This is a genomic window from Streptomonospora sediminis (genome assembly GCF_054778995.1).
This window is the reverse complement of sequence record NZ_BAAGYZ010000005.1, coordinates 16,603-38,098: the sequence shown is the minus strand read 5'-3', so window position 1 is coordinate 38,098 and position 21,496 is coordinate 16,603. Positions and strand designations below refer to the sequence as shown.

Sequence of the window (21,496 nt, the reverse complement as noted above, 5' to 3'; positions counted from 1 at the left end):
ACGCGTCCCCGGACTGCAGCCCGGAGGCGGTTTCCGTTACGTTGGTGCGACGATATTCGCCGTCAGGAGTGGGAAGCCCGTGCAACTCGTCGAGCAGATCCTGTGGAACGCACCCTTCGTGCTGCTTCCGCTGCTGGGATTCATAGCGCTTGTGCCCGCACAACCGGGACGCCGGTTGCTGCCGGCGTTCGGACTTGTGCTCATCATGCTCTACGGCATCGGTTTTCTGCTCGTCGGTGTGCTGGTGTATTTGCAGGTACTGCCGCCTGCGGTGCCGACACCCGTCCTCTTGGGCGAGCGCTTGCTGGAGGTGCTGCTCGCCGCGGGCTTCCTGCTGCTGCTCCTGGGCCTGGTCCGGCGCGTGCGCACCGGTCCCCCGCATGCGCACGCGGGCCACTCGGGTCCCCACGCCCCTGCGGGTCCTCCCGGCACCGGGGGCGGGCCGGAGCAGGGCCCGCCCCCGTGGCAGGGAGTGCCGGGCGGTCCCCGGCAAGTGCCCGGCCCCCCAGCGCAGACCAACGACTAAGTACCGACGACACGGAGTTCTGCCTTGTTCGCCCTGGACTCGTTCTTCTACAACCCGTTCTTCCTGTTGGCGATCCAGTTCCCGATGGTCATCGTCGGCGTCCTCGCCCTGACGCTGGCCGGGCGCGCGCCTGGCAAGCGGGGGCTGATCCGCACCGCAGGCGTGCTGCTGGTCCTGTACTGGCTGGGGTCCGCCTCGTTCGCGGTGATGGTGACGGTGGCCCCGGCTGCAGGCACCTCGGTCTTGGGGACCGCCATCAACGCCGGCATGGTCCTCTGCTTCTGCGGCGCGCTGATCCTGTTCTTGATCGCGCTCGCCTTCGGCGGCCGGGGCGCGGTCGGGCCGGGGGAGGCGGCGCCGCAGCCCGCCGGCGGACCGGCCTGGGGGCCCAACGGCCCGGGCGGGCCGCAGGCCGGTCCGGTGCTGGGACAGCCCGGTCCTCCCGGCTGGGCCGGTCAGCCGCCTGCGGCACCGCCCCGGCCGGAGGGCCCGCGGTCGTGAACGGCCCTCCCGGACCGCACTCCGCGGCCGGGGCGACGGGGGCTCAGCGGATGAGCTGGGCGAGCCGGTCCAGCTGGGGCAGCACGGTGTCGCGTCCGGCCGAGTCCACGCCGAAGAACACGCGGCCCACACCGGCCTTGGCGTAGGCGTCGATGGTGCGCTCATCGGGCTCGGCGTAGTACAGCGACACGGGGATGGTGCCGCGCCCGGCGTCGGCCGCCAACTGCTGCAGCCGCGTGACCCGGCCGCTGAACTCGTCGACGTTGTCGAGGTTGATGCCCTGCGGCATCCACTCGTCGCCGAAGTCGACCACGCGCTCCTCGGCGGTGGGCCCGTTGCCGCCGACGATCACCGGCGGGTGCGGTTGCTGCGCGGGCTTGGGCCAGGCCCAGCTCTTCTCGAAGTCCACGAACTCACCGTGGAACTCCGCCTCGTCCTTGGTCCACAGCTCCTTCATGGCCTTGACGTGCTCGGCCATCCGCCGCATGCGGGTGCGCGCGTCGGTGCCGTGATCGGCCATCTCCTCGCGGTTCCATCCGGCGCCCACGCCGAACAGGAACCGGCCCCCGGAGAGGAAGTCCAGGCTGGCGACCTCCTTGGCGGTGTGGATGGGGTCGCGCTGTGTCACCAGGCACACCCCGGTGCCGATCCGCAGCGACGATGTCGCCGCGGCGGCCGCGGTCAGGCCCACGAACGGGTCGAAGGTGTGCACGTACATGCGCGGCAGTTCGCCGCCACCGGGGTAGGGCGACTTGCGGCTCACGGGGATGTGGCTGTGCTCGGGAAAGAGCAGCGACTCGAAGCCGCGGTCCTCGACCTCGCGCGCCAGGGTCGCCGGGTCGATCGCGTCATGCGTCGGGAACATCAGGATGCCGTACTTCATACCCGCTCCGTCTCGTCATGTGGCTGTGCTGCACGCCCGCTGCCCCTGGTGCCGCGCTGCACACGCCGCCGTCTGCGGGGACGGGCACGGCGGGGCGGCGCACGGGTGGCCCACCCGGTTTCCCGGGTCGCGGCAACCGGTACTACAGTCTGTCGTATTCGGGGCGCCGGGTGCGTCCTGACACGTCCCAAGCGCGCAGGCGGAGCCGATCGCGCCGCACCGGCCTGGTTGGAGGATACTCATGGTCGAGGCGCTGACCACCACCATCCAGGTGGCGTCGCTGATCTTGGCCGGCTGGTGCCTGGTCTCGGCGTTTCGCGGTCAGCCGATGGTCGTGCCGCACCTGGTTGGCGCGGCCGTACTGTGGCTGCTGGTGATCGCCCAGGCGGTGGTGTCCTCGGTGCTGATGGCCGGGGGCGAACGCCCCGCCGAAACACTGGTCTTCATCAGCTACCTGGTGACCATCGTGCTCGTCCCGCCCGCCTGCGCCGTATGGGGCTTTGTCGAACGCAGCCGCTGGGGCCCCGCCGTCATCGCCTTCGCCTGCCTGGTCCTGCCCGTGATGATGGTCCGCCTCGAACAGCTCTGGGATCCCGCCCGTGTCTGACCCCGCCGCCCGTAGCGGCCCCGGCCGCGTCCTCGTCGCCATCTACGCGATCTTCGCCATCGGGGCGACCTCTCGCGCCGCTGTGCAGATCCTCACCCGCTTCGGCGAGGCCCCGCTCGCCTATGTCCTCTCCGCGCTGGCCGGAGTGGTCTACATCGTCGCAACGGTCGGCCTGGTCGGCGGCAGCCGGGCATCCCTGCGCGTCGCGGCGGTCTCGTGCGCGGTGGAGTTGGCCGGCGTACTGGTGGTGGGCGCGGTCAGCGTGTTCGACCCCGCGGCCTTCCCCGACGACACGGTGTGGTCGCGCTTCGGCAGCGGTTACCTGTTCATTCCGCTGGTGCTGCCGGTGGTGGGCCTGCTGTGGCTGCGGCACGTCCACCGGTCCCGGCAGGCCGCGAACCCGGCCTGACCGGGCTCGGGCGAGCGGGCGTACCCGCGCGCCACCCGGGTAGCTTGCGACCATGACAACCGACGAGAACACGCCCGGCCTGCCCGTCGTGGTCCCGCCCGAGTGGGTCGCCCGGCACCGGGAAGAGGTGCTGCTGGCCGACGTCCGCTGGTACCTCGACGGCCGGTCCGGCTACGCGGCCTACCTTGAGGGCCACCTGCCCGGCGCGGTGTTCGCCGATGTCGACACCGACCTTGCCGCGGACGCCACCGAGTCCGGCGGCCGGCACCCGCTGCCCGACCCCGGCGACTTCGCCGCGGCCCTGGCCGCCCTGGGCATCGGCGACGGCACGCAGGTGGTGGCCTACGACGACAGCGGGGGCTCCACCGCGGCGCGGCTGGTGTGGATGCTGCGCACCCTCGGCTCGCCCGCCGCTCTGCTGGACGGCGGGATCGCCGCTTGGCCCGGACCGCTGGAGCCGGGCCGGGTCGAGCCGGTGCGCCGCGCGCGCACCCCGGTGCCCTGGCCGCCCGAGCGGATCGCCGACACCGCTGCCGTGCGTGCCGAAACCGGCGACGCGAGCCGCCTGCTCGTCGACGCCCGGGCCTACGAGCGCTACACCGGTGCAGCGCCGGCGGCGGCGGACCCGCGCCCCGGTCACGTGCCCGGCGCGCGCAGCGCCGCCTGGGCCGGGAACCTGGACGAGTCTGGGCGTTTTGCCGCGCCCGAGCGGCTGCGCGAGCGCTTCAGCGCGCTGGGTGCCGACTCCGCCGAGACCATCACCGCTTACTGCGGTTCGGGGGTCACAGCCTGCCACAACCTGCTCGCCCTCGAACACGCCGGATACACCGGTGCCCGTCTCTACCCCGGCTCGTGGAGCGCGTGGGGGGCCGACCACGCGCTGCCCGCGCAGACCGGCGAGGACACCGGCGGCACCGGGGCCCGATGAACACCGCGTGGCCTGCGAACCAGGGTCAGTGGGCGGCCACGCGGCTGATCGGCGGAGAGGACCGGGGGCGCCCGCGGGCCCGCGGGCGTCTCCTGCCATGATCGGCCGTCGCGCGGATACACGGTGCGCGGCGCGCCGATGCGCCGGTTTCGGGCGGTCGGCGGGCAGCGGAGCACATCCGGCCCGCTCCGCCCAACGCGGCTGTTGGCACGGGCGCCCGTGCCTCAAGCAAGACTCGAAACCGAGGCTTTCCGCTGTTTCACCACCTTTTAACCTCGGACCCCGATCGTGGTCGGTAGTCAGGTCGAGTATCCGGAGGAACACATGAGCGCCAGCGACCCGAACAAGGGCTTCCCCAGCGGGGACGAGGGCGGCGGCGACCGCCCGGAGTACCAGGCAGAACAGTCCGCGGACCCGGCCCGCGCCGGCGCCGACCCCGCGTTCTCGGCCGAGCCCGCCGAGCCCGCCGAGCCGGCCGATACGGCCCGGCCGCCCCAGGACGCCCCGCGCGACGATGCGGACCCTGCGGCCACCACCGATGAGTTCGCCGCCTCCGGCGAAGAGCCGGCGAGCGGCACCACCCCCGACGACGGCGCCACCCCCTGGCAGTACGAGGCCGCCGGAACGGCGCCCGACCCCGCCGAGCAGCCCCAGGCCGGCGGTTGGCACGCCCCCGGCAGCCACCCCGGCGAGCCCGGCCATCCCGGTTACCAGGGTCCGCCCAACCGGGCGGAACAGCAGAGCCGGCCGGAACAGCACGGTGAGCAGGGGCAGCACGAGCACGCCGCCCAGCAGGCCCCATACGGGCCGGCGCACGACCGGTCGGCCGGAGCCGAGCCCGCGGCCTGGTGGGCGGCCGCTGCCGCCGCAGGCCACGCCGGCCAGCCGGGCCAGCCGGGCCAGCCGAACCAGCCAGGCCGGCCCGGCGCTCCCTTCGGCCACCACGGCCCGGGCCAGTACCCCGGCGCCCACCCCTCCGGCGCGCACCCCGCGGGCGGCTGGGCCCCCGGAGGCTGGGCGGGCGGCCCCGGCAGCGGGGGATACCCGCCGCCCCCGCACGGCGACGGCCAACCGGGTCCGGGGATGCCGTCCGGCGACGAACCGCGCAAGCCGCCGTTCTTGCAGCGCAACAAGGTATTGGTGGTCGCCGCGGCCACCGCGCTGGTCACCAGCCTGATCGTGGGGCCGGCCGCCGCGGTCGCCAGCACCCTCCTGCTGGGCGGCGGAGGCGGCACATCGGCCCTGTCCGGGGATTCGGAAGGGTCGGTCTCCACCGGCAACGTCAGCAACGTCGCCGACCAGGCGCTGCCCAGCGTGGTCTCGATCCAGGCCGGCCAGGGCGGCGGAAGCGGCGCGGTCATCAGCTCCGACGGCCAGATCCTCACCAACGCCCACGTCGTCGAGGCTGCCGAAGGCGACACGGTCACCGTTACGTTCAACGACGGCAGCGAGGCCGAGGCGCAGGTCCTCGGCTCCGACCCGGTGTCCGACATCGCCGTCATCCAGGCCGAGGACAAGAGCGGCCTGACCACCGCCAAGCTCGGCGACTCAGACAAGGTCGAAGTGGGTGCCGACGTCGTCGCCATCGGTTCCCCGCTGGGCCTGCAGGGCACGGTCACCAGCGGCGTGGTCAGCGCCGTCGACCGCCCGGTCAACACCGGTGCCAGCCAACAGGAGGAGCAGCCGCAGCAGCAGCCGCAGAACCCGTTCGGGCTGCCGGAGGAGCAGCAGCCGCAGCAGCAGGAGGAAGAGCAGCTGCAGACCTCCACGGTCATCAACGCCATCCAGACCGACGCGCCGATCAACCCCGGCAACTCCGGCGGGCCGCTGATGAACATGAGCGGCGAGGTGATCGGCGTCAACACCGCGATCGCCTCGACGGGCGGCGCCATGAACAGCCAGTCCGGCTCGATCGGCCTGGGCTTCTCCATCCCGATCAACCAGGCCAAGCCCATCGCCCAGCAGCTCATCGAGGACGGCCAGGCCGACTACGCCGCCATCGAGGCGACCATCACCGGCCAGCGCAACACGGAGGGCGCCACCGTGGTCGAGACCAACGACGGCGGTGCGGCGGCAAAGGCCGGGCTGGAGCGCGGCGACCGGATCACCCACGTCGACGGCAAGGCGGTCGACGGCCCCAACGCGCTCATCGCGGCCATCCGCTCCCACCAGCCCGGCGACACGATCACGCTCGGCTACATCCGCGACGGCAACGAGGAGGAGACCGAGGTGACGCTGTCGGCGCAGTCCTCCGACAGCCTCAACGGCTGAGCACCGGCCGTCCGCCGTTCCGGCGGCGGAGGGGGAGCGGGGCCCGGCGCGCGACCGCTGCGCGCCGGGCCCCGATGCTTTTGCCGGTGGCGCTGCGGGGCGCCGCAGCGGGCTGCAACACTCGCAACGCACTCGGTGTATTTCCGGGGCCCGGGGGTATCGTTCGCCAGACCATGGGGCATGCGGCCTTCCGGGGCTGCAACGATGCCGACCGCGGAACCCGACGGAAGCCAACGGAAGAAGCCGACCACAATGCGGCGCGGCTTGCTCACCCGCGCCTCGATCTGGAGACCTGACCATGGGCGAAACCTTCTCCTCCGCACCTCCGAGCCGCCATCGGACGCAGAGGGTCACCCGGCAGGACAGCCCCGAACGTCCCGCGCGCCTGCGCGTGCTCATCGGCTCCGACACGTTCCCGCCCGACGTGAACGGCGCGGCGCTGTTCACCGCCCGCCTGGCGCGGGGCCTCGCCGATCGGGGCGCCGAGGTGCACGTGCTGTGCCAGTCCGCCGACGGGCCGCCGCACGTCGCCGAGGTCGAGGGGGTCGTCGAGCACCGGCTGCGTTCGATGCCGTCGATGGTGCACGAGACCGTGCGGCTTGCGGTCCCGGCGGGCCTGCCCGGCCACATCGACCGCCTCATCGCCCGGCTGCGCCCCGACGCCGTGCACATCCAGAACCACTTCATCGTCGGGCGGCTGCTGCTGCGCGCCGCCCGCCGCCACGGGATCCCCACCGTGGCCACCAACCACTTCATGCCGGAAAACCTGTTCACCTACCTGCGCTGCCCGCCGTCTCTGCAGTCGGCCATCGGCGGATACGCCTGGCGGGACTTCGTGCGGGTGACCTCCGGGACCGACCACCTCACCACCCCGACGCGCATAGCGGCCCAACTGCTGCTGGACAAGGGGTTCCACCGCCCGGTCGAAGCGGTCTCCTGCGGCACCGACCTGCACCGCTTCCAACCGCTTGCGGGCGGCGCCGCCGAACGCTCGCGGGTCCGCCGGCGCCTGGGGGTGCCCGACCGGCCGACGCTCGCCTTTGTCGGGCGGTTGGACGCCGAGAAGAACATCGGCGACCTCATCGAAGCACTGCCGCACCTGACCGTGCCCGAAGCCCAGCTCGTGGTGGCCGGCAGCGGACCGCAACGCGCCCACCTGGAAGCCCTCGCCGAGCAGTGCGGGGTCGCCGACCGCGTGCACCTGCTGGGTTTCGTGCCCGAGGCGGACCTGCCGGACGTGTACCACGCGGCCGACGTTTTCACCATCGCCGGCACCGCCGAGCTGCAGAGCATCGCCACGCTTGAGGCCATGGCCAGCGGCCTGCCGGTCGTCGCCGCCGACGCGCTGGCGCTGCCGCACCTGGTGCAGACGGGCCGCAACGGCTACCTCTACCAGCCGGGCAGCGCCGCCGACCTCGCGAAGTACGCCGCCGAGATCCTCGCCAACCCCGAGGACCGCGCCCGTATGGGCGAGGCCAGCCGCGGGCTCGCGTCGCGGCACGACCACGAGTCCTCACTCGCCAGGTTCGAGCAGATCTACCGCGACGTTTCGCGGCTCCGCGTTCCGCGGTGACGGCCGCCGGCCCGCGAAGCAGCCTTCATTGCGGCGGTGCCGCCGGTACCGCCGTTGCGGTGTGCCGCCACCGCCCGCGGCGCTCATTCCACTGCGGGCGCAGCGCGGTTGGGGTACCGGCCGGGTGCGGTGCGCCGGCCGGGTTCATTTTCCTCCGCTGCCGCTGCGGGCGGCTCGGCCTGCGGGGTGTCGGGCGCCTGCTCCTCGGCCCGGGGAGCGGCCGGGGGATCCTCTTCCCGGGCCGGGGCCGCAGCGGGCGCCGGCTCGCTTGCCCCGTCCGGTTGCGGGGCCGCCTGGGCCGCCTGGGCGGGCTGGGTGGCTGATCGGGCCGCGGCCTGGCTGGACCGCGCCAGCAGGACCACGCCGATCACGAGCAGGACCGCGGCGCCCGACGCGATGGAACCGTCGACCGGGCCGGTGGGCATCCGTTCGTCGAAGAAGACCACACCGATCGCGGCGGCCGCGAGCGGGTCGCTGATGAGCAGGGTCGCGTAGGCGAGCGCGAAATGCCCGCTGCGGTAGGCGTTCTGCACGATGACGGCGCCGGACATGCCGATCGCCAGTGCCACCAGGGTCAGCGGCTGCACCAGGGCGAGGACGTCGGTGACCGCCGCCGATCCGATGACGCGGGCGAATGCCGAGGTCGCCCCGTAGGCGACCCCGCCGGCCAGCGCCAGGGTCCACGCACGGGTGGCCGGCCCGGTGAATCGGGCGGCCACCGCGAACACCCCCATAACACTCGCGCAGCCCACCGGCATGAGGATGGCCTCCATGCGGGTGGCGATGGGCGCACCGGTGTGGCCGGGCAGGGTGGCCAGCAGCCCGGCCAGCGCCGCTGTCACCGCGAGCGAGCCGATGACCTGCTCCTTGGTCATCCGCTGCCTGCGGAAGAACGCGGAGAGCATCACCGCGAACAGCAGCCCGCTGACGCCGATCGGCTGGATGACGATGAGCGGGGCGTGGCTCAGCGCCACCATGTGCGCGAGGACACCCGCGATGGTCAGCACCGTGCCCAGGCACCAGCCGCGGCTGCGCACCAGGAAGCCGAGCAGTCGGAGCTGGCCCAATCTGGGGGCCGCGACCACCGACCTCTCCTGGAAAGCGGCGCCGGCTGCGACGGCGAGCGCACCCGCGATGGCGATTACCACTGGCAACGTCATATGCGGCTGCGTCCTCCTGCTGGCTCGCTGCCCGCCCGGTGCGGCGGGCGCGGCGATACGTCGGTCGGATGCGGCTGTCCCGGTGGTGGTTTTCCGGGTGCGCGGACGGTGGCGGTTTCGGTTCGGCCGGCGGTTTCCGCAGGACGGAGCGGGAGCCGTCCGGAGGCGGCGGGCGCCCGTTTCCGGGCATGGCCGAGCGGGGTGCCGACGGCTGTACAAGCTCCCCGCAGCAGTTTGGCAGGCCGTGCCCGGAGCCGGGACATCGCGGGTGCCCGCCCGCGAGTGAGCCGATCGGCGGCCGCACGCCGCCGCCGGCGCGCGTGTCCACCGCGCTGCACCCGGCATTCCTGGGGGTCCGGCAAGTCTCCTAGAGCAAAGATCAAGATCCGATAAACGTGGTGTGACCACCGTGGATGCGGTTGCGCGCCTCCCGGGCGCGGCGGCGGGCGCTCGGGACCGCAGAGCCGGTGCCGAGGTGTTCAGGTGTACCGGCGCTCCGCAGGGGCACCTGGCACCGGCGGCCGGAACCGGCCAACGGTGCCGGTCAGCGCGCCGGCCGCGCCATCACGCGGTGCGGGGCGGCAGCCGGAACCCGACGACCGAGCCGCCGTCGGGCCGGTTGTAGGCCAGCACCTCACCGCCGTGGGCACTCACGATGTCCTGCACCATCGACAGCCCCAGCCCCGACCCGGGCATGCTCCGCGCCGAGGTCGCGCGGTAGAACCGCTCGAAAATGTGCGCCAACTCCTCCTCGTCGATGCCCGGACCGCGGTCGCGGACCTCCACCCGGCCCTCCCGCACCACGATCTCGATGGGCGCCTCGCCATCGGGGTCGAACTTGGCCGCGTTCTCCACCGGGTTGGACAGCGCCCGTTCCAGCGCCCCCGGCCGGCCGTCCACCACCGTGCCGTCGGCGTCGACGGAGACCTCGCGCCCGGTGCGCCGGCGGGTGCGTTCGGCGACGCGCTCGGCCAGCCCGCGCAGCTCGACCTCCTGGGTCTGTTCGTCCTCGCGGCTTTCGGTGGCCAGCTCCACCAGCTCGTTGACCAGGTCGGTCAGTTCGCGGGTCTCGCCTTGGAGGTCGTCGATCAGCTGCCGGCGCCCTTCAGGGGGGAGCTGCTCAAAGCGCCGCATCACACTCACGTTGGTGCGCAGGCTCGTCAGCGGGGTGCGCAGCTCGTGCGAGGCGTTCTGCACCAGGCGGCGCTGCTCCTCCTTCGAGCCGGCCAGCCGCGCCAGCATCGCGCTGAAGGCGCTGCCCAGCCGGCCGACCTCGTCGCGGCCGGCCTGCCCGTTGCCGGGGCCGCCGGCGGGGACGGGGTAGTCCAGCCGCCCGGTCGCGGTGACGTACTCGGCCGTTTCGGTCAGCCGCACCAGGCGCCCGGTCACCCGCCGGCCGACCAGCCATCCGGCCACCCCGGCGCCGATCAGCACCGCCACGCCCACACCCAGTATCTGCGCGGCGAGCTGGTCCAGCATGCGTTCGGTGGGGGAGAGGTACTGGCCGATCTGGATGGCGCCGTTGCCGTTGCCCAGCGAAACCGTCGCGATCCGGTAGTCCTTGCCGTCGGCGCTGTCCTCGCGGGTGTGCACCACCCCGGCCTCGGCCTCGTCGGCGATGCCGCGGTCGGCTCCGGTGACCGGGAGGAACCGGATCTGCTCACCGCCGCGGACCTGCACCTGGACGCCGCCGTCGGGGGTGAGGATCTGGAAGGTGAACGACTGCGAGTGCAGCACCGCCAGTGCGCCGTCGCCGTTGATCGGGCCCATCTGCGGGCTGCGCAGGTCCTCCTGGAGGCTGCTGACGGTGGTTTTGAACTCGTTCTGCGCATCGGTGCGGATCATGTACGCCGCCGTGTTGTAGGCCAGCGACCCCACCAGCGCGATCACCACCGCCGCCACCAGCGCGAACGACACGGCGAACCGCGTGCCCAACCGCCAGTCCCGCATCGGCGGCACCTGGCCCGACAGCCTGTCCAGCGTGTTGGTGATCACCCGATCACCCCGAGCCCTGCGGGCGGATGGTGTAGCCCACGCCCCGCACGGTGTGGATCAGCGGCGGTGCGCCCTGCGGTTCCAGTTTGCGGCGCAGGTAGCTGATGTAGACGGCCAGGTTCTTCGACTCCGGGCCGAAGTCGTAGCCCCAGATGCGGTCGTAGATGGTCGGGTGGTCCAGCACGATGCCGGCGTTGCGCACCAGCAGTTCCAGCAGGTCGAACTCGGTTTTGGAGAGTTCGGCCTCCTGCCCGCCCCGCCACACCCGGCGGGCGCCCGGATCCAGGCGCAGGTCGCCCACCTGCAACGGGGGTTCGACGGCGCCGTCCTCGTCGATCGGCGACACGCGGCGCAGCAGCGCCCGCAGCCGCGCGAACAGCTCGTCGAGCTCAAAGGGCTTGGGCAGGTAGTCGTCGGCGCCGGCGTCGAGGCCCGCAACCCGGTCGGGGGTTTCGACCCGCGCGGTCAGCATCAGGATCGGGGTGCGGTCGCCCTCCTTGCGCAGCACCCGGCACACGCCCAAGCCGTCGACGCCGGGCATCATCACGTCGAGTATCAGCAGGTCCACGGGATCGCCGTGCACCTCCGCCAGCGCCTCGACACCGTCGGCGGCCGTGCGCACCTCGTAGCCCTCAAGCGCCAGGGCACGTTCCAGGGAGTCGCGGATGGCGCGGTCGTCGTCGGCGATAAGCACGCGGCTGGCTCGGCTCATACCGGCAATGGTCGCGCATCCGGGTTAGCCGCCGGTAAGAGGAACACGAGCCGGAAGCGGGTCCGTCCAGATCAGGGCTTGGCGCCGGGGCGCTACCGGCGGCCGGAGCGGCCCGCTGCGGCAACGGAGCCGGCGGTGACCCCCACCCCGCATCCGAGCAGGACCGCGCCGGATGCGACGCCGCTGACGATCGGCACCAGCTCCGCCATGGACACGGCGGCCAGCACGCAGCCCGCTGCGCCCAGGACGGTCAGCGCAATCCCGGGAACGGCGATGCTGCGCTCCTGCCAGACCCAGGCCAGCGCGATGAAGTGCAGGCCGACGATGAACGCGATCCAGGCGACGTTGGCCTGGGTCGGGGCCTCCAGAGCGCGCAGCACGGCGAAACCGCCGAAGAGCAGTACCGCCTCGGCGGCGACGACGGCCGCGTACTTGCGGTTGTACATGGCCGGGCGCCGACCGGGCCGGTGGTCGCCGGACGGCTCGCCGGGCCGTCCCGCCGCCCCGCCGCTGCCGCCCGGCTTGGCACCGCCACCTGACTTGGCGGCGGATGCGGCGCGGGAACCGGCAGCGCTGCGCCGGGCGGCCAGCACACTCAGCACGACGACGAGCACCAGGGCGACCGCCGCCGCGGCGCGCAGCGCGTCGGCGGCGGGCTGGGGCAGCGGCGGTTGCGCGTTGGCGAAGACGAACACGGCGCCGAAGAACGAGCCGATCAGGATGCCCACAAGCCGTTGGCCCATCGCAGCGGTCGCCGCCTTTCGCAGAGGTGCCGGGTGTATATCGGGTTGGGGGTACGGGGAGCCGCCGACCGCAGCGCTCAGGCCGGCGGGTGGGTCATAGCGCTCGGGACGCGGTCCCGGTTGCGGACTCTACTCTCCGCCGCCGCCACCACCGTCGCCGCCGCCACCGTCGCCGCTGTCGCCGCCGTCGTAACCACCGCCGCCGTCGCCGCCACTCGTGCGTCGGCGGCTTTTGCCGCCGCTCGGGGACATGGCGAAGACGATGCCGATCGCGATGCCGATCCCGATCCCCACGCTCACATTGCCCATCGCCACGCCCAATCCGGCGCCCACCGCCACCCCCACGGCGATCCACCAGCCCTTCGAAGCGGTCCGCTTCACTGCGCTTGCTCCCTTCGGTTGGCCGGCGATGGACCGCCGGCGCGATCAACTCCGACGTACCGCGGCCGCCGCCCGTTCCGCGCAGCAGCGGCCGCAGCAGCGCCCGCAAGCGCTTGCTGTACGGCCGCACCCACCGTAGACCGGGCGCACCGCCGGGCCGGCGGGCGGGGGAGGTCGGCGGTGACCCGCCAGAAATGACCGTCTGAGCCGTAAAATCTGGGCATTTCTGCAGGGGCATCGGTGCCGGGTGGCCCGCCGCCTGCGGGCCGGACCGACTAAAGCTCCCGCTCCCAGACCTGGGCCGTGAGGTCGTGACCGAAGACGTGCTCGGGTTCCTCCGCGACCAGCCGGAATCCGGCCGCCTGGTAGATGCGCCGGGCGGCGGACAGCACGGAGTAGGTCGACAGCACGATGCGCCGGTAGCCGGCCGTGCGGGCGAAACCGAGGCATTGGTGCACGAGGGCCGAGCCGACACCGCGGCCGCGCACAGCGGGTTCCACGAGGAACAGCCGCAGGCGGGCGGTTTGCGGGTCTTCGCGGACGCAGGAAATGCACCCGGCGCGCGCGCCGTCCAGGTCGGCGATCCACATGCGCTCGGCGTCCGCATCGGCGCTGCGGCCGTGGTCGGCGACGAGACGTGCCACCCACGCCTCGAAGGCGGAGTCCCAGCCGTACTCGGCGGCATAGAGCTTGCCGTGGCGCTCGACGATCCAGCCCAGGTCGCCGGGCTCCGGCGCGCGCAGCTCCGGAGCGCCGGCGGGCCCGCTATGCGTTGCGGGTCCGCCGAACAGTCCGCGCACGGTCTCCATTGCGTTGATCAGCCGGCGCCGCTCCGTTGCGGAGAGGTGCGCGACCAGCTCGGTGATCTCCTGGTTCGCGCGGTCGTCCAGGGTGGCCGCCGCGGTCCGGCCCTCCCCGGTCAGCTCCACTACCTGCCTGCGCCCGTCCGCGGCTGAGGGCGAGCGGGCGATCAGGCCGTTGCGTTGCAGCCTGGTCAGGACCCGGCTGAGCTGTCCGGCGTCCATGCCGAGTTCGCGGCGCAGATCGAGCGCCTCGGCGCGGGTGCGGTGCCGCAGTTCGTACATGATGCGGACTTCGGTCAGCGACCAGGGGGAGTCGAGCAGGCCGGGCTTGAGTGCTCCGACGCGGCGGGTGAAGAACCGGTTGAACGCGCGGATGGCGGAGACGTCCTCGATCGGGACGCCGGTGGCGGCTTCGAGTGTGCTCATGGCCTCCCCCAGGGTGGTCGCTGCCCGGTTCCGGCGCGGCCCCTCGCCGGCACCGGGCAGCAAACGTTTGACTTTGACAAACAACCTACCGGGGTGCCCGCCGCTACGGAAGAGCGGACCGGGAGACCGTGCAGCCGGCGCAATCGCCGACCGCACGGTCTCTGGATCCGGGCCGGCCCTCAGCCGTCGCCGCCGCCCTGGGACTCCGGGTCGGGGCTGCGCCGCATTCCGGCCGCCCGGCCCTTGCCCGCGACCACCAGCGCCATCTTGCGCGATGCCTCGTCGAGCATCTCCTCGCCCAGCATCACCGCACCGCGCCGCTCCACCTTGGTGGCGCGCTCGTAGGCGTCCAGGATCCGCTCGGCGTGGTCGTAGTCCTCCTGACCGGGCGCATAAACCTCGTTGGCCGCCTCGACCTGCAGCGGATGCAGCACCCACTTGCCGTCGAACCCGAGCGCGGCGGTGCGCCGCGCCGAGCGGCTGAACGCCGCAACGTCGCGGATCTGCAGGTAGGGGCCGTCGATCGCCTGGAGCCCGTTGGCGCGGGCGGCCAGCAGGATCCGCATGAGGACGTAGTGGTAGGCGTCGCCCACGTCGTAGCCGGGCGGCTGTTCCCCGACCACCAGGGTCCGCATGTTGACGGAGGCCATGAAGTCGGCCGGGCCGTAGACCAGGCTCTCCAGCCGCGGCGACGCCGCCGCGATGTCGTCCACGCGCGCCGCCCCGCCGGCGTCCTCGATCTGGGCCTCGATCCCGATCCGGCCCGGCGCCAGCCCGTTGGCGGCCTCGATCTGGGTGAGCAGGGTGTCCAGCCAGCGCACGTGGTCGGGTCCGGTCACCTTCGGCAGCACCAGGCAGTCCAGTTCGGCGCCTGCGCCCTCGACGACCTCGATCACGTCCCGGTAGGTCCACGGGGTGTCCAGCGCGTTGACCCGCACCGTGCGCACCTTGCCGCCCCAGCCGCCGGCGTTGAGCGCGGCGGCGGCGTTGGCGCGGGCGGCCGCTTTCTCGGCCGGCGCGACGGCGTCCTCCAGGTCGAGGAAGAAGGCGTCGACGTCCAGACCGCGCGCCTTCTCGATGAACCGGCCGCTGGAGGCCGGCACCGCCAGCACCGAGCGGCGCGACCGCGATTCCACCGCACCCATGAAGTGTCTCCTTGCCGTCTGGTTCTGCTGGCGTCTTGCCATGCGGGACCGGGCGGGCGCCGGCCCGGCCGGCGGGAGCCGCGGGCGGCGCCCCGCGGCCCATCCTCGCAAACAGGTGCGGGGCGCACCGCGCTCACCTGCGCTCCGCCGCAGCCGCGGCGTGCCGGGGCCGGCCGGGCCCGGCCACGGCCTGCCCGGACCCGGGTTCCAGCAGTGCCGAGCAGCAGTGCATAGAGTGCAAATCAGACAGCAGTGTTCGCGGCGCGCGTCCAGCCGCAGACGCACCCGCCCGATCCCGTGCACACGGGCCCACGCACACGGCCCGCTCCACAGGCGGCCGTACCAACAGGAAGGCGCCCTCCGGGGGGAGAATGCGATGAACCCGCAGGACGAGCAGACGACCAGCCACCCCACCAGTTCGCACTGGGGAACCTACGACGTCCTCGTCACCGGTGACCGCGTCACCGGTGTGCGCCCCGGCCCCGGCGACCCCGACCCCTCGCCCATCAGCCGCAACGTCCCCGCCGCACAGCACCACCCCACGCGGGTGGCGGCTCCCGCAGTACGGCGGCGCTGGCTGGAGAACGGCCCCGGCCCCGACGACCTGCGCGGAACCCCCGGCGACGAGTACGTCCAACTCGACTGGGACCGCGCCCTGGACCTGCTCGCCGCCGAGTTCGACCGGGTGCGGCGCCACCACGGCAACGCGGCGATCTACGGCGGCTCCTACGGCTGGGCCAGCGCGGGCCGGTTCCACCACTCGCAGAGCCAGGTGCACCGCTTCCTCAACACCATCGGCGGCTACACCCGCTCCCGCAACACCTACAGCCACGCCTGCGTGGAAGTGGCGCTGCCGCACATCGTGGGCCTGGGCGGCACCGCCGACCTGCTCGAACGCGCACCGACCTGGGAGGCGGTCGCCCAGCACACCGACCTGGTGGTGAGCTTCGGCGGGCTGCGGCTGTCCAACTCCTGGAACACCTCCGGCGGGCGCGCCCGCCAGACCGCGGCCGAAGGCATGCGCGCCGCGGCGGCCAACGGCGTGCGCACCGTGTCGATCAGCCCGTTGCGCGACGACACCATCGACGAGATGGGCGCCGAGTGGCTGCCGGCCGCCCCCGGAACCGACACCGCCGTGCAGCTCGCCCTCATCCACACCCTGTTCGAGGAAGGGCTCGCCGACTTCGCCTTCCTCGACCGCTACACGGTCGGCGCCGACGTCGTGCGCCGCTACGTCATGGGCCGGCACGACGGTGTCGCCAAGACCCCCGAATGGGCCGCAGAGCTGTGCGGGCTGCCCGCCGACACGCTGCGCGGCCTCGCCCGGCGCATGGCCTCCGGACGCACACTGGTCAACGTGGGCTGGTCGGTGCAGCGCGCCCGGTTCGGCGAGCAACCGCTGTGGGGCGGCGTCGCGCTGGCCGCCTGCCTGGGCCAGATCGGGCTGCCCGGCGGCGGGTTCGGCACCGGCTACGGATCCTCGGGCAACTACGCCGGCGGGTCCACCCCCTCGGGCCTGCCGCGGTTCCTGCAGGGCCTCAACCCGATCGACTCCGCCATCCCGGTCGCCAAGGTCGCCGACATGCTGCTGCACCCCGGCGAAACCTACGACTACGACGGTCGGCGCCGCACCTACCCCGACATCAGGATGGTCGTCTGGTCGGGCGGCAACCCCTTCCACCACCACCAGAACCTCCCGCGGCTCACCCGCGCGTTCGGCCGGCCCGAAACCGTGCTGGTGGTCGAGACGCACTGGACCGCCACCGCCCGCCACGCCGACATCGTGCTGCCCTCCACCACCTCGCTGGAGCGCGACGACATCGGCGCGAGCCAGGGCGACCTGCGCGTGCGCGCCATGCCGCGCGCAGTACCGCCGCACGGCCGGGCCCGCGACGAGTTCGACATCTACGCCGACCTTGCCGAGCGGCTCGGGCTGCGCGCCGGGTTCACCGAAGGCCGCACCTCGGCGCAGTGGTTGCGGCGCATCTACGAGCAGTGGCGCCAACGCCACACCGCGGCCGTCCCCGACTTCGACGCCTTCTGGACGGCCGGGGGCACCGACATCCCCGACCGGATCCAGGACACCACCCTCTTCGGTGCCTTCCGCGCCGATCCCGACGCCCATCCGCTGGCCACGCCCAGCGGGCGGATCGAACTGTTCTCGCAGACCGTCGCCTCGTTCGGCTACGACGACTGCCCCGGCCACCCGGCGTGGCTGCCCGCACCCGAGCGCATCGGCGCCGAACGGGCGGACCGGTGGCCGCTGCTGCTCATCGCCAACCAGCCGCGCGGACGCCTGCACAGTCAGCAGGACATGGGCGCCTACAGCCGGTCGCTGGAGGTCGCCGAGCGGGCGCGGCTGCGCATGCACCCCGACGACGCGCAGGCGCGCCGCATCGCCGACGGCTCGGTGGTGCGGGTGCGCAACGACCGCGGCAGCCTGCTGGCGGGGGTCGAGATCAGCACGGATGTGCGGCCCGGCGTCGTCCAGCTCTCCACCGGCGCCTGGTACGACCCGTCGGCGCCCCAGGTGGCGACCTGTGTCCACGGCAACCCGAACGTGCTCACGGCCGACACGCACACATCGTCGCTGAGCCAGGGCACCACGGGCCAGCACGTGCTCGTCGAGGTCGACCGCTACGAGGGCACCCCGCCGCCGGTCCGCGTGTTCGAGCCGCCGAAGGTGGCCCTGGAGTAGCCGCCGCGGGACGGTGGCCGCGGGGCCTGCGGCCGGGCGGGCCGCCTACCGGCCGGGGACGCCGCAGCCTCTGCACCCGCCGCTGGTTTCGGCGGCCGGAACTGCCAGAAGGGCTCGTGCAGCGCCACGCGGCAACCGCACGGCGCACCGGCCGCAGAGGCGCCGCCGCTGCCCTGGCGCCGCCGAGACACCGCTCACCTCGGCACCCCACTTCCCCCGAATTTGGACATAGGTTAGCCTCTACTAAGTTCTAGTGGAACGTGAACCCATCCCGGAGGAACAGTGCTGCCCCTGCACGCGCGCCGCACGGCCGCCCCCGCCGGCGGAGCGCGATGAGCCTGGAACGCCCGTCAACCGCGGCGGGCGCCGGAAACGGCACCGGCCCAGGCCCCGGCACAGCCGCCGACGCCGCTGACTCCGTCGTCGCCGCGCACGCGCTCGACCACCGCACCAGCGCCACCGCCCGCACCCACACCCTGCGGGCGACCGGCCTGCTCGTGCTGCTCGGTGTCCTGTTCGGCTGCGCGGTGCTCAGTATCGCCGTCGGCGCCAAGGCCATCCCGATCGGCACCGTCCTCGATGCGCTGCTCGGTCCGGACGGCGGCTACAACGCCAGCGTCGTGTGGGAACTGCGCATGCCGCGCACGGTCCTGGGCGTGTTCGTCGGTGCGGCACTCGGCCTCGCCGGCGCCCTCATGCAGGCCCTCACCCGCAACCCCATCGCCGAACCCGGCATCCTCGGCATCAACTCCGGTGCCGCCGCGGCCGTGGTCACCGCGATCTTCGTCTTCGGTATGACCAGCGCGGGCGCCTACGTCTGGTTCGCGTTCGCAGGCGCCGGGATCGCCGCCCTGCTCGTCTACGCGCTGGGGTCGCGCGGCCGCAGCGGTGCCACGCCGGTCCGCCTCGCGCTCGCCGGGACCGCGCTGGGGGCGGTCCTGCAAGGGTTCGTCTACGCGCTCACGGTGCTCAACGAGTTCGTCTTCGACGAGATCCGCTTCTGGCAGGTCGGCTCGCTCGTCGGCCGCGACCTGGAGCTCTTCGTGCGGATCTGGCCGTTCCTCGCCGCCGGGATTTTGCTGGCGCTGACTCTGGGGCCCGCGCTGAACGCCATCGCGCTCGGCGAGGACCTCGCCGCCTCCCTCGGCGCGCACGTGAACCGCACCCGCACGCTGGTGGCCGTGGCGATCGTGCTGCTGTGCGGCGGAGCGACCGCGGCGGCCGGGCCCATCTGGTTCGTCGGGCTGATCGTCCCGCACGTCGCCCGCGCCTTCACCGGACCGGACCAGCGGTGGCTGCTGCCCTACGCCGCCGCGATCGGCGCGGTGCTGCTGACCCTCGCCGACACCGCCGGACGCATCATCACCGACGGCGGCGAACTGGAGGTCGGCATCGTCACCTCGCTGGTCGGCGCCCCCGTGTTCATCTATCTCGTGCGGCGCAGAAGGATGGCCCGGATATGACTCTCACCCCCGCGCGTACCGGCACGGGTCCCGGTACAGGCGGCGCCGCGGCCGGTACCGCCGGCAAGCCGCCCCAGCGGCCCGCGCGGACCGTGCGCCTGGCGGGCGGCCGCATCAGCTTCGTGGTGCGCCCGCGGGTGGCCGCCGTCTACACCGCGCTGCTCGCCGCCACCGTCGCCGTGTTCGCCGTGTCGCTTTCGGTGGGCGAGTACCCGATCCCGCTGCCGCGGGTGCTGTCGGCACTCGCCAGCCACGGCGAACGCCTCGACCTGTTCTTTGTCCGCGACGTCCGGCTGCCGCGCGCCTGGGTCGCCGTGCTGGTCGGCGCCGGACTGGGCATCGCGGGCGCGGTGTTCCAGAGCCTCTCGCGCAACCCGCTGGGCAGCCCCGACATCATCGGGTTCACCGGGGGAGCCTCCACCGGCGCGGTCGCCACCATCCTGCTTTTCGGCGGGACCATGGTGCAGGTCTCCATCGGGGCCATGGCCGGCGGCCTAGCAACGGCCGTCCTCGTCTACCTGCTCGCTTTCAAACAGGGCGTGCAGGGCTACCGCCTGGTCCTGGTCGGCATCGGTATCAACGCGCTGCTGCTGGCGGTACGCGACTACCTGATGACCCGCGCCGAACTCACCGAGGCGGTCACCGCGAACATCTGGATGATCGGCAGCCTCAGCGGGCGCGGCTGGGGCGAGGTCATCGCGGTGTCCATTGCCGCGGCCGTGCTGATACCCGCCATCCTCAGCCTGGGGCCGCGGCTGCGCCTGATGGAGATGGGCGAGCAGGGCGCGCGCGGGCTGGGCGTGCCCGTGCAGGGCACCCAGGTCGCCGCGATGCTCGCGGCCAGCGCACTCACCGGTGCGGCCATCGCCGTATCCGGCCCCATCTCCTTCATCGCCCTGGCCGCACCGCAGCTCGTCCGCCGCCTGGCCCGCACCGGCGGCACCGCGCTGCTGGGAGCCGGGCTGATGGGAGCACTGCTGCTGGCGGGCGCCGACCTGCTGGCCCAGCGCGCGCTCGCACCCACCCAGCTGCCGGTGGGCGTGGTGACCGCGGTCATCGGCGGCAGCTACCTGGTCTGGGTGCTGTACCGGGAATGGCGGACCGGCCATGCCTGAACGATCGCCCGCACCGCCACCCGGCCCACCCGCCCCACCGGCCGACCCGCAGTCACCGGCACCGGCCCAGGCACGCCAGGCCGCCGCACAACCCGATTCCGGCCACGCAACGCACCGAGGAGAGACGATGCCCGAACAGTCCCGGCTGCGGGGAGAGAACCTGACCCTGGCCTACGACCAGAGCGTGGTCTCGCGCGACCTCGGGATCTCGATCCCGGACAACTCGTTCACGGTGATCGTCGGACCCAACGCGTGCGGCAAGTCGACCCTGCTGCGCGCGCTGTCGCGGATGCTCAAGCCCAGCCAGGGCGCCGTCCACCTGGACGGCCGGCTCATCGGCTCCTACCCGTCCAAAGAGGTCGCGCGCCGGCTGGGGCTGCTGCCGCAGTCCTCGATTGCGCCCGACGGGATCACCGTCGCCGACCTGGTGGCGCGGGGCCGCTACCCGCACCAGAAGTTCCTCAAGCAGTGGTCGCGCGCCGACGAGAAGGTCATCAACGAGGCCATGGAGTCGACCGGCACCATGGACCTCGCCGGGCGCATGGTCGACGAACTCTCCGGCGGGCAGCGCCAGCGCGTATGGCTGGCCATGGTGCTGGCCCAGCAGACGCCGCTGCTGCTGCTCGACGAGCCGACCACCTACCTGGACATCGCCCACCAGATGGACGTCCTGGACCTGTGCGCGGAGCTGCACCACGAACGCGACTACACGCTCGTCGCGGTCCTGCACGACCTCAACCACGCCTGCCGCTACGCCACGCACCTGATCGTGATGAAGGACGGCCAGGTGGCCGCCGAGGGCAACCCGATGGACATCGTCACCGCGGAACTGGTCGAAGAGGTCTTCGGCATGCCCGTGCGCGTCATCCCCTGCCCCGAGACCGGCAACCCGCTCGTTGTTCCGGTGGACCGCGGCGGCCGCATCTCCCGCCGGGCGAAGTCCCAGGACCCTGCGGCCGCCCCCGAAGGCGCGCGCCTGTACACCGCGGACCCGGGGACCAACGGCACGGCCGCCGCGGCGAGCGGTCCGGAGGAGCGCCAGAGCGCCTGAGCCGGTGAGCCGGCGGCCGGCGCTCCACGGCCGCACGGCGCAGGCGGGCGGTGTTTCCGCGGCCGCGGCCGGCTGCTCCGGCCGCGGCCCGCTGCGCCTACTCGGC

Annotated in this window: 19 protein-coding genes; 11 read left to right on the top strand and 8 right to left on the bottom strand. The window is 73.2% G+C overall.

The genetic code is table 11. The features are described 5' to 3' along the window. Nucleotides 1-79 precede the first annotated feature (79 nt). Together ACYVD5_RS00830 and ACYVD5_RS00825 are read left to right on the top strand one after the other, a co-directional pair. On the top strand, nt 80-526 hold the full coding sequence (locus tag ACYVD5_RS00830; protein ID WP_460998887.1) for a hypothetical protein: 447 nt from the start codon (nt 80-82) through the stop codon (nt 524-526). A 24-nt stretch (nt 527-550) separates the two neighbouring features. Beyond that, nucleotides 551-1,027: a hypothetical protein gene (locus ACYVD5_RS00825; RefSeq protein ID WP_460998886.1), complete on the top strand. Its 477-nt coding sequence runs from the start codon at nt 551-553 to the stop codon at nt 1,025-1,027. Between the two features lie 43 nt (nt 1,028-1,070). Here the strand turns inward: ACYVD5_RS00825 and ACYVD5_RS00820 are convergent, their stop codons facing one another. Beyond that, nucleotides 1,071-1,910, bottom strand: coding sequence for an LLM class F420-dependent oxidoreductase (locus ACYVD5_RS00820; RefSeq protein ID WP_460998885.1), 840 nt, complete (start codon nt 1,908-1,910; stop codon nt 1,071-1,073). A gap of 241 nt (nt 1,911-2,151) precedes the next feature. Here ACYVD5_RS00820 and ACYVD5_RS00815 point away from each other — a divergent pair, with 241 nt between their 5' ends. From ACYVD5_RS00815 to ACYVD5_RS00795, 5 genes are all read left to right on the top strand, one after another. Next, nucleotides 2,152-2,517 (top strand): hypothetical protein, encoded by a 366-nt coding sequence (locus ACYVD5_RS00815; RefSeq protein WP_460998884.1) that lies wholly within the window; start codon nt 2,152-2,154, stop codon nt 2,515-2,517. Continuing rightward, a complete protein-coding gene (locus tag ACYVD5_RS00810) occupies nt 2,510-2,926 on the top strand; it encodes a hypothetical protein (RefSeq protein ID WP_460998883.1) in 417 nt (138 codons plus the stop codon). Before ACYVD5_RS00815 ends, ACYVD5_RS00810 begins: the two co-directional genes overlap by 8 nt. 52 nt (nt 2,927-2,978) lie before the next feature. Then, nucleotides 2,979-3,854 (top strand): sulfurtransferase, encoded by an 876-nt coding sequence (locus ACYVD5_RS00805; RefSeq protein ID WP_460998882.1) that lies wholly within the window; start codon nt 2,979-2,981, stop codon nt 3,852-3,854. 324 nt (nt 3,855-4,178) lie between these two features. Next, complete coding sequence (locus ACYVD5_RS00800; RefSeq protein ID WP_460998881.1) at nt 4,179-6,125, top strand: S1C family serine protease; 1,947 nt, start codon at nt 4,179-4,181, stop codon at nt 6,123-6,125. A 298-nt stretch (nt 6,126-6,423) separates the two neighbouring features. After that, nucleotides 6,424-7,698 carry a glycosyltransferase gene (locus tag ACYVD5_RS00795; RefSeq protein WP_460998880.1) on the top strand — a complete coding sequence of 425 codons (1,275 nt, stop codon included), beginning with the start codon at nt 6,424-6,426 and terminating at the stop codon, nt 7,696-7,698. Nucleotides 7,699-7,781: 83 nt separating this feature from the next. On the opposite strand, the gene ACYVD5_RS00790 is transcribed toward ACYVD5_RS00795, so the two are convergent. From ACYVD5_RS00790 to ACYVD5_RS00760, 7 genes are all read right to left on the bottom strand, one after another. Further along, the gene (locus ACYVD5_RS00790; protein ID WP_460998879.1) at nt 7,782-8,858 is read right to left on the bottom strand and encodes a DMT family transporter; all 1,077 of its coding nucleotides are present in this window, start codon (nt 8,856-8,858) and stop codon (nt 7,782-7,784) included. Between the two features lie 564 nt (nt 8,859-9,422). Further along, nucleotides 9,423-10,808, bottom strand: a complete 1,386-nt coding sequence (locus ACYVD5_RS00785) for a sensor histidine kinase (RefSeq protein ID WP_460999239.1) — start codon at nt 10,806-10,808, stop codon at nt 9,423-9,425. Between the two features lie 49 nt (nt 10,809-10,857). Beyond that, nucleotides 10,858-11,565, bottom strand: a complete 708-nt coding sequence (locus ACYVD5_RS00780; RefSeq protein ID WP_460998878.1) for a response regulator transcription factor — start codon at nt 11,563-11,565, stop codon at nt 10,858-10,860. Between the two features lie 92 nt (nt 11,566-11,657). Next, entirely contained in the window at nt 11,658-12,308 is a 651-nt protein-coding gene (locus tag ACYVD5_RS00775) for a hypothetical protein (RefSeq protein WP_460998877.1), read from the bottom strand. Nucleotides 12,309-12,437: 129 nt separating this feature from the next. Then, complete coding sequence (locus ACYVD5_RS00770; protein WP_460998876.1) at nt 12,438-12,689, bottom strand: hypothetical protein; 252 nt, start codon at nt 12,687-12,689, stop codon at nt 12,438-12,440. A gap of 275 nt (nt 12,690-12,964) precedes the next feature. Beyond that, on the bottom strand, nt 12,965-13,918 hold the full coding sequence (locus tag ACYVD5_RS00765; protein ID WP_460998875.1) for a bifunctional helix-turn-helix transcriptional regulator/GNAT family N-acetyltransferase: 954 nt from the start codon (nt 13,916-13,918) through the stop codon (nt 12,965-12,967). Between the two features lie 179 nt (nt 13,919-14,097). Further along, the gene (locus tag ACYVD5_RS00760) at nt 14,098-15,063 is read right to left on the bottom strand and encodes an HpcH/HpaI aldolase/citrate lyase family protein (RefSeq protein WP_460998874.1); all 966 of its coding nucleotides are present in this window, start codon (nt 15,061-15,063) and stop codon (nt 14,098-14,100) included. 376 nt (nt 15,064-15,439) lie between these two features. Here ACYVD5_RS00760 and ACYVD5_RS00755 point away from each other — a divergent pair, with 376 nt between their 5' ends. The 4 genes from ACYVD5_RS00755 to ACYVD5_RS00740 all read left to right on the top strand — a co-directional run bounded on the left by ACYVD5_RS00755 (nt 15,440) and on the right by ACYVD5_RS00740 (nt 21,390). Further along, nucleotides 15,440-17,761, top strand: a complete 2,322-nt coding sequence (locus tag ACYVD5_RS00755; RefSeq protein ID WP_460998873.1) for a molybdopterin-dependent oxidoreductase — start codon at nt 15,440-15,442, stop codon at nt 17,759-17,761. A 332-nt stretch (nt 17,762-18,093) separates the two neighbouring features. Further along, on the top strand, nt 18,094-19,224 hold the full coding sequence (locus ACYVD5_RS00750; protein ID WP_460998872.1) for a FecCD family ABC transporter permease: 1,131 nt from the start codon (nt 18,094-18,096) through the stop codon (nt 19,222-19,224). Then, nucleotides 19,221-20,339: a FecCD family ABC transporter permease gene (locus ACYVD5_RS00745; RefSeq protein ID WP_460998871.1), complete on the top strand. Its 1,119-nt coding sequence runs from the start codon at nt 19,221-19,223 to the stop codon at nt 20,337-20,339. The genes ACYVD5_RS00750 and ACYVD5_RS00745 overlap by 4 nt, the downstream gene beginning before the upstream one ends. A gap of 127 nt (nt 20,340-20,466) precedes the next feature. Then, the gene (locus ACYVD5_RS00740) at nt 20,467-21,390 is read left to right on the top strand and encodes an ABC transporter ATP-binding protein (RefSeq protein WP_460998870.1); all 924 of its coding nucleotides are present in this window, start codon (nt 20,467-20,469) and stop codon (nt 21,388-21,390) included. Nucleotides 21,391-21,496 lie beyond the last annotated feature (106 nt).